We start from the raw sequence: 8,629 nt of genomic DNA on the forward strand, positions 1-8,629 counted from the left end.
TAGCACGCATTTTGCATCCTACAATGCTCTTAAAAATTTCATTATCTTTAAGAGTCTCAATTTTAATTTCAAAAAATAAACACCCGTGATCAAAAATGTAATGTTCCTTATTTCTTTTTGTTTTTTATTATCATCATGTAAAACAGAAACCCCACCTCCTCCTATTGATAAAAAAGCTATTGTAGATTCTACCATTACCGCTTTTCAGAAAACACTTTTAGAACAACAGATTGATTCTGTATTCAAAAAGTATCATTTTAATGGTAGTATTGCGGTTTTTAAAGATTCTCTTCCTCTTTACAGAAAGGAAAACGGATACTCGGATTTTAAGAGAAAGGTTAAAATCGACAGTAATACTGTCTTTTCGATAGGTTCAGTAAGCAAACAGTTCACTGCTGTTATGGTCTTGCTTCAGATGGAACAGGGAAAATTAAATGTCACGGATAAAGTTTCTAAATATTTAAAGGAATTTCAGATCAAAGAATATGAAAACATTACCATTCATCAGCTTCTGAATCACACTTCAGGACTGAATATAATGGGGGGAAAACTGATGTTTAAAAGCGGGACAGATTTCTTCTATTCCAACGACGGATTTAATGCGCTGGGAAAAATCGTGGAAACAGTATCCGGAAAATCATATGATGACAATGCCTTAGAACTTTTCAAGAAGGCAGGGATGACGCAGTCATCAACCGGAAATATTTTTAAAGGAAGTGATTTTGCATCGGCTTATCTGGGCAATGCAAGTAAATTCGAGGAAGTTCCCAATATGCCTAAAAGATTAGGTGGAAAAGAAATAGGAACTCCTGCCGGTGGAATTCTTTCTACCATTCATGATCTTCATACCTGGAATAATGCATTATATAGTGGAAAAATTCTAAAACCTGAAACACTGAAACTCTTCATGGCAAAAAGTGCGGAAAGACATCATGCTATCTTTGGAAAGATGGGCTATGCCTACGGAATCATGCTAAACATTGGCAAGCCCAACTCTTACTTTCACAGCGGATATGTAAAAGGTTCTCCTTCTCTGAATATCTATTATCCTGAAACAAAAACTTCTGTTATTATTCTTTCTAATATTGCAGATGAAGAAAAAGGGAAAGGTTTAGTCTTCAAACCACACATTGAAGTGAAAAAGATTACGGATCATCTTGAAAACACCATTAACCAGCTTAGATCGGAACACTAACTTCCCGTTCATGCTTTATAAAATCTTATCTTTATCTCATGAAAAAGATGTACTTCATTGCCATTTACCCGCCTGAAGAAATCATTGAGGAAATAAAGGAGTTCAAACGAGATCTTGCTATTTCTTTTCAAAACTCCAAAGCGTTAAAAAATGATGCTCATATCACCCTCTTTCCTCCTTTTTCCAGAGAACTGGAATTGGAAGAAGATATTCACATTGCTTTTCAAAAAGTTGATACATGTCTTACACCATTTGAAGTTGAATTGAATGGCTTCGGGAGCTTCCCCAATCCCAAAAATCCGGTGATCTTTGTACACCCTGAAGATAATATTCATTTAACCGATCTTTATAACAGGGTAAAACAGCAGTTCAACTTTGCAAAATATTCTTTCACTCCCCATATGACTGTAGGATACAGGGATTTGAGTTGGGAGAATTATCTGAAAGCCTGGGAAAAATACCAGCATAAAGAATACAAAACTAAATTTTTAGTTGATAAAATTCTATTGCTACGCCATGATGGAAAGTGGGTCCCTATTGCGGAAAAATCCTTTACAAAAAATGTATAAAAACACTCATTTACAATCCTATACAGATAATAGTCCATCCATTATCTATTTGTCTGTCATCTCTTCATCTCTATCTCATTATTATTTTATAAAGTCCTATCTTTGACCCAATGATTGCAGAGAAAATAATTTTAGGTATTGATCCCGGAACTACCATAATGGGATTTGGTCTTATTTCCGTTAAAAAAGGTAAAATGGAAATGGTTTCTATTCATGAACTTATTCTTAAGAAATACCCTAATCATGAGACCAAGCTAAAATATATTTTTGAAAAGACATTAGCTCTTATTGATGAATACCATCCAGATGAAGTAGCGCTAGAAGCACCATTCTTCGGTAAAAACGTACAGAGTATGCTGAAACTGGGCCGTGCCCAAGGTGTTGCAATGGCTGCAAGTTTATATAGAAATATCCCGATCACAGAATATTCTCCCAAGAAGATTAAAATGGCCATTACAGGAAATGGTAATGCCAGCAAAGAACAGGTAGCAGGAATGCTTCAGAACCTTCTTAAATTAAAGGAATTTCCTACCAAATATCTGGATGCTTCCGATGGCCTTGCTGTTGCGGTATGCCATCATTTTAACTCAGGAACTATTGCGGATACGAAATCTTATTCCGGATGGGAAAGCTTTTTGAAGCAGAACCCGGATCGGTTGAAATAGATTCTTATGAAAGAAGATAAATACAATTACTTTCATCATAAAGTATACTAAAGAAATAAAATTGCTCTTTTTTTAATTAACAAAACTGCTTTATTAGTAAGCTATTTAAAGTCAACATTTAAATTACTTGGTAAAACATAATACTATCTTTTACATTGGTATGATTTTTAATACTACCTTTGTATAAATTTTCTATGATGAAAACAAACCAACAAACTATAAATCAAACGAATCATAAAATAAATTGGTTCCAGAAGTTCCTGATGCTGTGTTCCGGCGGGAATATTCATATCTTAAGAAAAACTCCGAGTGAATGGAATAAGTTTTCCGGAATTGGAGGGATTGTACTGTTCACAGCTGTTTTCGCCACTCTCTCTGCGGGATATGCTATGTATACCGTTTTTGATGATATCTGGACAGCAATAGGATTTGGAATCCTGTGGGGATTAATGATTTTTAATCTCGACCGCTATATTGTGTCTTCTATCAAAAAAACAGGAACATGGTGGAATCAGATACTGATGTCTATTCCCCGTTTAATACTCGCAACATTCCTGGGGATTATTATTTCTAAACCTTTAGAGCTAAAAATCTTTGAAAAAGAAGTAAACAAGCAATTGAATACCATCATTCAAAGGAATAAAAAGCAGCTTCAGGGGGAAATGACAGGAAGAATTCTTCAGCAGAGCGGCCCTTTTGAAACAGAAAAGAAACAGATTGCAGACAAAATTGCTCTCTATCAGCAATCATATGACTCAGCTTCTGTAGAACTTGAGAAGGAGATCCTGGGAAAAGAATCAGGTTTAACCAGTGGAAAAGAAGGATTCGGGCCGAATGCCAAACGTAAACAACAATTGAAGGAACAGCGCAGACAGGATCTTGAAAATTATCAAAAACAAGTAGCTCCAAGATTGGAATACCTGGATAAAGAAATTTCAAAAGTCTACACCAATCTGGAAACGGAAAGAAAGTCTACAGAAACTTTTGAAGATAAATTTAACGGTTTTGCTGCAAGGCTCCAGGCTTTGGATGAGCTTGGTAAAAATTCTGCCATCATAGGACTGGCAGCCACTTTTATCATGGGTTTATTTATCTGTCTTGAAATTTCCCCGGTGCTGGTAAAATTGATCTCCCATGTAGGACCATACGATTATCTTTTAGAGAAAACAGAAAACGACTTCAGGTTATATTCTAAGGAAAAAATTGAAAAGGGAAATGCACTCACTGATTTCAGAGTGGAGGATTTCAAGGATAATCTAAAAAAATAGTGTATTTTTCATCTATGATTATTGATAAAGAAGAATTCCAGAAGAAAAAGAAAAAGCTGGACGATTGCAAAGCTTATCTTAAAAAAGAATTTATTGGCATAGATAAGATCATCGATGATATTATGGAATATATCCAGATCTGGTATCTGATGCCTGAGATCCTGACACGGCCAGTAGTGATTAATCTATGGGGAATGACAGGGGTTGGGAAAACCGATCTTGTAAGAAAAATGGTTCGTTATCTTGATTTTCAAAACCGTTTTGTGGAAATTGAATTAAGCAATACGGATGAAACATCATGGAGTAAAAGTGTTTCAGATATCTTGCAAAGTAATGGACTAAGTGATGAGAAACCCAGTATTGCACTTTTTGACGAAATTCAACGTTTCAATACGATAGATCCGGACGGCATGCCGGTTCCTCAAACCAAATTTATGGATTTTTGGGAGCTATTAAGTGACGGACGTTTAAGCAAACGGGAACGGGAAGATCTTGAACATTATTTATTCTCTTATCTTTTTCGTAAAAAAGAAAATGACAGACGAAAACTGAACGGAGAAACAGAACTGGACGAAAATCCATATCTCAACTTATGGGACGCTAAAGAATTAAAAAAATACCTCAGCATGGATGATGATGTGATGAGCATCATTGATATGAAGGAGGAAGATATGATTAAGCTGATCCGTAAAAAACAGAAAGAAAAAAAAATCTATGAACCGGTTGATTACAGCAAAATGCTTATTATTATCAGCGGGAATCTGGATGAAGCATTTCAAATGTCAAAAGAGACCAGTGAGGCAGATGTGGATGCCAATATTTATCATGCATTCACTAAAAAGATAACGGTTGTTGATATTAAAAATGCATTAGCCAGAAAATTCCGTCCTGAGCAGGTAGCCAGATTCGGGAATATTCATCTGATTTATTTTTCATTAAAAACCGAAGATTTTCATACGCTGATCCAACGAGAGATCAATAACCTTAAACACAAAACGAAAACGAAGTTCGGTGTTTCTTTAAAGATAAGTAAATCCATTAATGAGCTTATTTACAGGAATGGAGTATTTCCGGTTCAAGGTGTTCGTCCCGTATTCAGCAGTGTAGTGGATATTTTGGATACCAACCTCAGCAAGTTTCTTTTTGAAGCCATTATTCATGATGACAAAAGCATTGAGATAGATTACCATCAGGAAAAAAAACTCATTACCGGAAAAATAGGTACCAAAACCATAGAAATTCCTTACCTGGGAAGAATTGACAAGATACGGCAGGCCAATCAGCAGGATGCCGTAGCCAACATCAGCGTTCATGAATGTGGGCATGCAGTTTCTTATATGTTGTATACTGGTTTTGCTCCTTTACAGCTTAAAAGTAAAGTAGCAAGCAGTTATGCAGCAGGATTTACTTTTCCCCATCAGATCCATGATACTAAGGAAAGCCTTCTTAATAGAATCAAAATCTATCTGGCAGGGGGAATTGCTGAAGAAATTATTTTCGGAGACCAGTATGCCAGCATTGGTAGAAGCCATGACAGAGAACAGGCCACCAGCCTGGCCATTGATTTTATCAGAAAATATGGTTTTGAAAAAGATTATCAGGCCACTTATAATCTGGAAGACTATGCTCACCGTATGCAGCAGCACATTACAGATGAAAGGGTTGAAAAACTGATGCAGGAACTCGTACAGAAAACAAGAGAAGACCTGGTTTTGCATCTTGATCTGCTTAAAAATATGAGCAAGATCCTTAGTGAAAAAGGAAGTATGTCTCCAAAGGAAATCTATGATATTGCTGTTAAACATCAATTACAAGTAAGTATCAAAGAAGAAGGCTACCTTCACATCAATAATTACCATAACATACTGAATTCCTAGAGATAACATCTATATAATTCACAAAAACCATTAAAAAATTCAACCCTTTTAGTTCAAAACGGAAGGGTTTTTCTTTTTAATTTTATACTACTAAAAATCCACTATCATGAAAAATTTACTTTTTGCATGGACACTGCTTATCTGCAGTGTACTTTCTCCTGCAATTAAAGCTCAAGGATCAGAACCTTTTTTAGGACAGATAGCATTCGTACCTTATAATTTTGCACCGCAGGGTTGGGCCGAATGTAACGGACAGATTATGTCAATTGCACAAAATACAGCACTCTTCTCACTTTTGGGTACTACTTATGGTGGAAATGGAACAACAACCTTCGCTCTTCCTGATATGCGGGGGAAAGTTCTTATCCATAATGGCCAGAATCCTGGAACCGGAACCACCTACATATTGGGAGAAACTGGCGGAGTAGAAAATGTAACATTAACGGTGTCCCAAATGCCTGCTCATAACCATACCGTAAATGCTGTAACAGCAGAAGGAAATCAGAATGTACCCACCGGAAGTTTGCCGGCTAACACAAAAGTGCTGGATAAAGAGTATTCGGATGCGCCAGCAGATACTACAATGAAAAGTACAATGGTAAACCCAACAGGGGGAAACCAGCCTCATGAAAACAGACAGCCATATATTACATTAAAATGTATTATTGCGCTCTCCGGTATTTTTCCCTCACACAGTTAACAGTTAACCAGTCATGAAATACCTTTATTTATTATGTCTGGTATTTACAGGCTCAGCTTCAGCCCAGACGATTACCTTTAACGGATGTCATAACCTGTTTGAAAATCAGAATTTTATTTTCAACAAAACAGGAGTAGATGCTTTTAATAAAAACATTTATATGACAACCCCTATTAATGATCAGCAGCCATGTGGTGGGTTAGGAAACTGTGAGTTTAAAATCCAGTGGAACAATGCACTTACAAGATGGGAATTCCTTGGTGATGAAGGAAACGGAACGTTTACTACTCCTTTTTTAATTTATTACAATGCCACAGGAAATAACTCTCTCTCCATACCTCCAGGCAATAATGCCGGAACATGGATTGAAAATACCAGTATAACGAATGGCCAGTGTAGTGGAAATTTAACTCCTGGTAATTCTATAATGACCGGTGATGTGCAGGGACCTGCCCTTGGAATACAGGAAATTTCTAAAGATAAAATTCAGATTTTTCCTAACCCAGTTTCAGATTTTATCCAGGTTTCAGGCATTTCCGAGGGACAGATTATACAGATTTACAATATAGACGGACGTCTTATAAAATCTGAGATATTTGCTCCGAAGGTAAATGTTTCACAACTTACACCAGGTGTTTATATATTAAAAATAACAACCAAAGCGTTTAACTCTCTTGAATTTAAATTTGTAAAGAAATAAAATAGTACTTCTAAACAACATTAGCGTGCCATCCAAACTCAGGGAGCTTTTATGTTTGAGTTTAGGGAACATTTTTTGCTGGAAATACATTATGCCTTCCAGTGTTGTCAATAGTTTTATATATTTTCCGGAAACTGAAATATTAAGAATCATATATCAGTCAGGATCTGTATATGATTATTTTAAGGTCCCTGTCCATATTGTTGATAATTTTGGCAAGGCCTCTTCCAGAGGGAAATATTTAAATAAAGTTATCAAACCTCGGTTCCGATATAAAAAAGTGAAATAAAAAAAGACTGTCTTATCACAAAGACAGTCTTTTTTATATTATTTAAATACTCTTTATAAAGAATAGTTAGGAGCTTCCTGAGTGATAATCACATCGTGTGGGTGTGATTCTTTCAATCCGCTTCCTGTAATCATTACCAGTTTGGAATCTTTCTGTAAAGCTTCAATATCTTTAGCTCCACAATATCCCATACCCGCTCTTAATCCTCCGGTTAACTGGAAGATCACATCTTCTAGCTTTCCTTTGTGCGGAACTCTTCCTTCAATTCCTTCCGGAACGAATTTCTTAGCTTCACTCTGGAAGTATCTTTCTTTTCCACCTCTCTTCATCGCAGAAAGGCTTCCCATCCCTTGGTAAGACTTGAATTTTCTTCCCTGGAAAATAATTTCCTCTCCCGGTGCTTCATCTGTACCTGCTAAAAGAGAACCAAGCATTACTGCTCCTGCTCCACTTGCAATAGCTTTTACGATATCTCCGGAAAGCTTGATCCCACCGTCTGCAATAACAGCTACATTCTGAGATTTAGCGTATTCGTATACGTTATAAATCGCTGATAACTGAGGAACTCCAACTCCGGCAACTACTCTGGTTGTACAGATTGAACCTGGACCCACACCTACTTTAAGAACGTTAGCTCCGGCTTTGATAAGGTCTGCAGCCGCTTCAGCAGTTACAATATTTCCGCCTACGATATCTAAGTTTGGATATGCTTTTCTGATTTCAGAAATTTTATCTAAAACACCTTTAGAATGTCCGTGGGCAGAGTCAATGGCTACAATATCCACTCCAGCCTGTACTAAAGCTTCAATTCTGTCTAAGGTATCTTCTCCAACGCCAACTCCGGCTCCTACGATAAGGCGGCCATTCTGGTCTTTGTTTGCATTTGGATATTCCAGTTGATTATCGATATCTTTAATCGTAATTAACCCAACAAGTTTGTTATCCTTATCTACGATAGGTAATTTCTCAACTCTGTTTTTTAGAAGGATCTCTTTTGCTTTCTCAAGGTTGGTATCTTTGTCTGAAGTGATCAGGTTTTCTTTGGTCATGATCTCCTCCACTTTCATATCAAGATTTTCCTGATATTTTACATCTCTGTTGGTAATGATTCCGATCAGAACATTATCAGCATCCACTACAGGAAGTCCTGAGATTTTGAATTTAGCCATCATCTCTTTCGCCTGTCCTAAAGTGTGGTCTTTAGATAGAGTAACCGGATCAGAGATCATTCCGTTTTCGGAACGTTTCACACGGTTCACCTGTGCAGCCTGCTCGGCAATCGTCATGTTTTTGTGGATAAAGCCTAAACCTCCAACTCTTGCCAGGGCAATTGCTAAATCACCTTCAGTAACAGTGTCCATTGCAG

The 8,629-nt window shown here is 36.8% G+C and carries 9 protein-coding genes; 8 read left to right on the forward strand and 1 reads right to left on the reverse strand.

Annotated elements, in window-relative coordinates:
- The first annotated feature begins 85 nt into the window (after positions 1-85).
- The 8 genes from BBH99_RS05500 (at position 86) to BBH99_RS05535 (ending at position 7,263) form a co-directional block, all read left to right on the forward strand.
- On the forward strand, positions 86-1,195 hold the full coding sequence (locus BBH99_RS05500; protein ID WP_066693086.1) for a serine hydrolase domain-containing protein: 1,110 nt from the start codon (positions 86-88) through the stop codon (positions 1,193-1,195).
- Between the two features lie 38 nt (positions 1,196-1,233).
- Positions 1,234-1,764 (forward strand): 2'-5' RNA ligase family protein, encoded by a 531-nt coding sequence (locus tag BBH99_RS05505; protein ID WP_066693089.1) that lies wholly within the window; start codon positions 1,234-1,236, stop codon positions 1,762-1,764.
- A gap of 110 nt (positions 1,765-1,874) precedes the next feature.
- Positions 1,875-2,429, forward strand: coding sequence for a crossover junction endodeoxyribonuclease RuvC (gene ruvC, locus BBH99_RS05510; protein ID WP_066693092.1), 555 nt, complete (start codon positions 1,875-1,877; stop codon positions 2,427-2,429).
- Positions 2,430-2,626: 197 nt separating this feature from the next.
- Entirely contained in the window at positions 2,627-3,697 is a 1,071-nt protein-coding gene (locus BBH99_RS05515; protein ID WP_066693098.1) for a DUF4407 domain-containing protein, read from the forward strand.
- Positions 3,698-3,711: 14 nt separating this feature from the next.
- Entirely contained in the window at positions 3,712-5,574 is a 1,863-nt protein-coding gene (locus BBH99_RS05520) for an AAA family ATPase (RefSeq protein ID WP_066693094.1), read from the forward strand.
- Between the two features lie 106 nt (positions 5,575-5,680).
- Positions 5,681-6,274 (forward strand): phage tail protein, encoded by a 594-nt coding sequence (locus BBH99_RS05525; protein WP_083188754.1) that lies wholly within the window; start codon positions 5,681-5,683, stop codon positions 6,272-6,274.
- 13 nt (positions 6,275-6,287) lie between these two features.
- Entirely contained in the window at positions 6,288-6,974 is a 687-nt protein-coding gene (locus BBH99_RS05530) for a T9SS type A sorting domain-containing protein (protein ID WP_066693096.1), read from the forward strand.
- 91 nt (positions 6,975-7,065) lie between these two features.
- Complete coding sequence (locus tag BBH99_RS05535) at positions 7,066-7,263, forward strand: KTSC domain-containing protein (protein WP_066693097.1); 198 nt, start codon at positions 7,066-7,068, stop codon at positions 7,261-7,263.
- 53 nt (positions 7,264-7,316) lie between these two features.
- Here BBH99_RS05535 and guaB read toward each other — a convergent pair.
- Positions 7,317-8,629, reverse strand: a 1,313-nt coding sequence (gene guaB, locus BBH99_RS05540; RefSeq protein WP_066693102.1) for an IMP dehydrogenase, incomplete at its 5' end; no start/stop codon positions are given.

Source organism: Chryseobacterium contaminans, assembly GCF_001684955.1.
Taxonomy (GTDB): domain Bacteria; phylum Bacteroidota; class Bacteroidia; order Flavobacteriales; family Weeksellaceae; genus Chryseobacterium; species Chryseobacterium contaminans.

What these genes read in the sequence shown, in the direction of transcription:
- BBH99_RS05505 (WP_066693089.1), top strand. Translation starts at nt 1,234, where the DNA reads ATGAAAAAGATGTACTTCATTGCCATTTACCCGCCTGAAGAAATCATT.
- ruvC (WP_066693092.1), top strand. Translation starts at nt 1,875, where the DNA reads ATGATTGCAGAGAAAATAATTTTAGGTATTGATCCCGGAACTACCATA.
- BBH99_RS05515 (WP_066693098.1), top strand. Translation starts at nt 2,627, where the DNA reads ATGAAAACAAACCAACAAACTATAAATCAAACGAATCATAAAATAAAT.
- BBH99_RS05520 (WP_066693094.1), top strand. Translation starts at nt 3,712, where the DNA reads ATGATTATTGATAAAGAAGAATTCCAGAAGAAAAAGAAAAAGCTGGAC.
- BBH99_RS05525 (WP_083188754.1), top strand. Translation starts at nt 5,681, where the DNA reads ATGAAAAATTTACTTTTTGCATGGACACTGCTTATCTGCAGTGTACTT.
- BBH99_RS05530 (WP_066693096.1), top strand. Translation starts at nt 6,288, where the DNA reads ATGAAATACCTTTATTTATTATGTCTGGTATTTACAGGCTCAGCTTCA.
- BBH99_RS05535 (WP_066693097.1), top strand. Translation starts at nt 7,066, where the DNA reads ATGCCTTCCAGTGTTGTCAATAGTTTTATATATTTTCCGGAAACTGAA.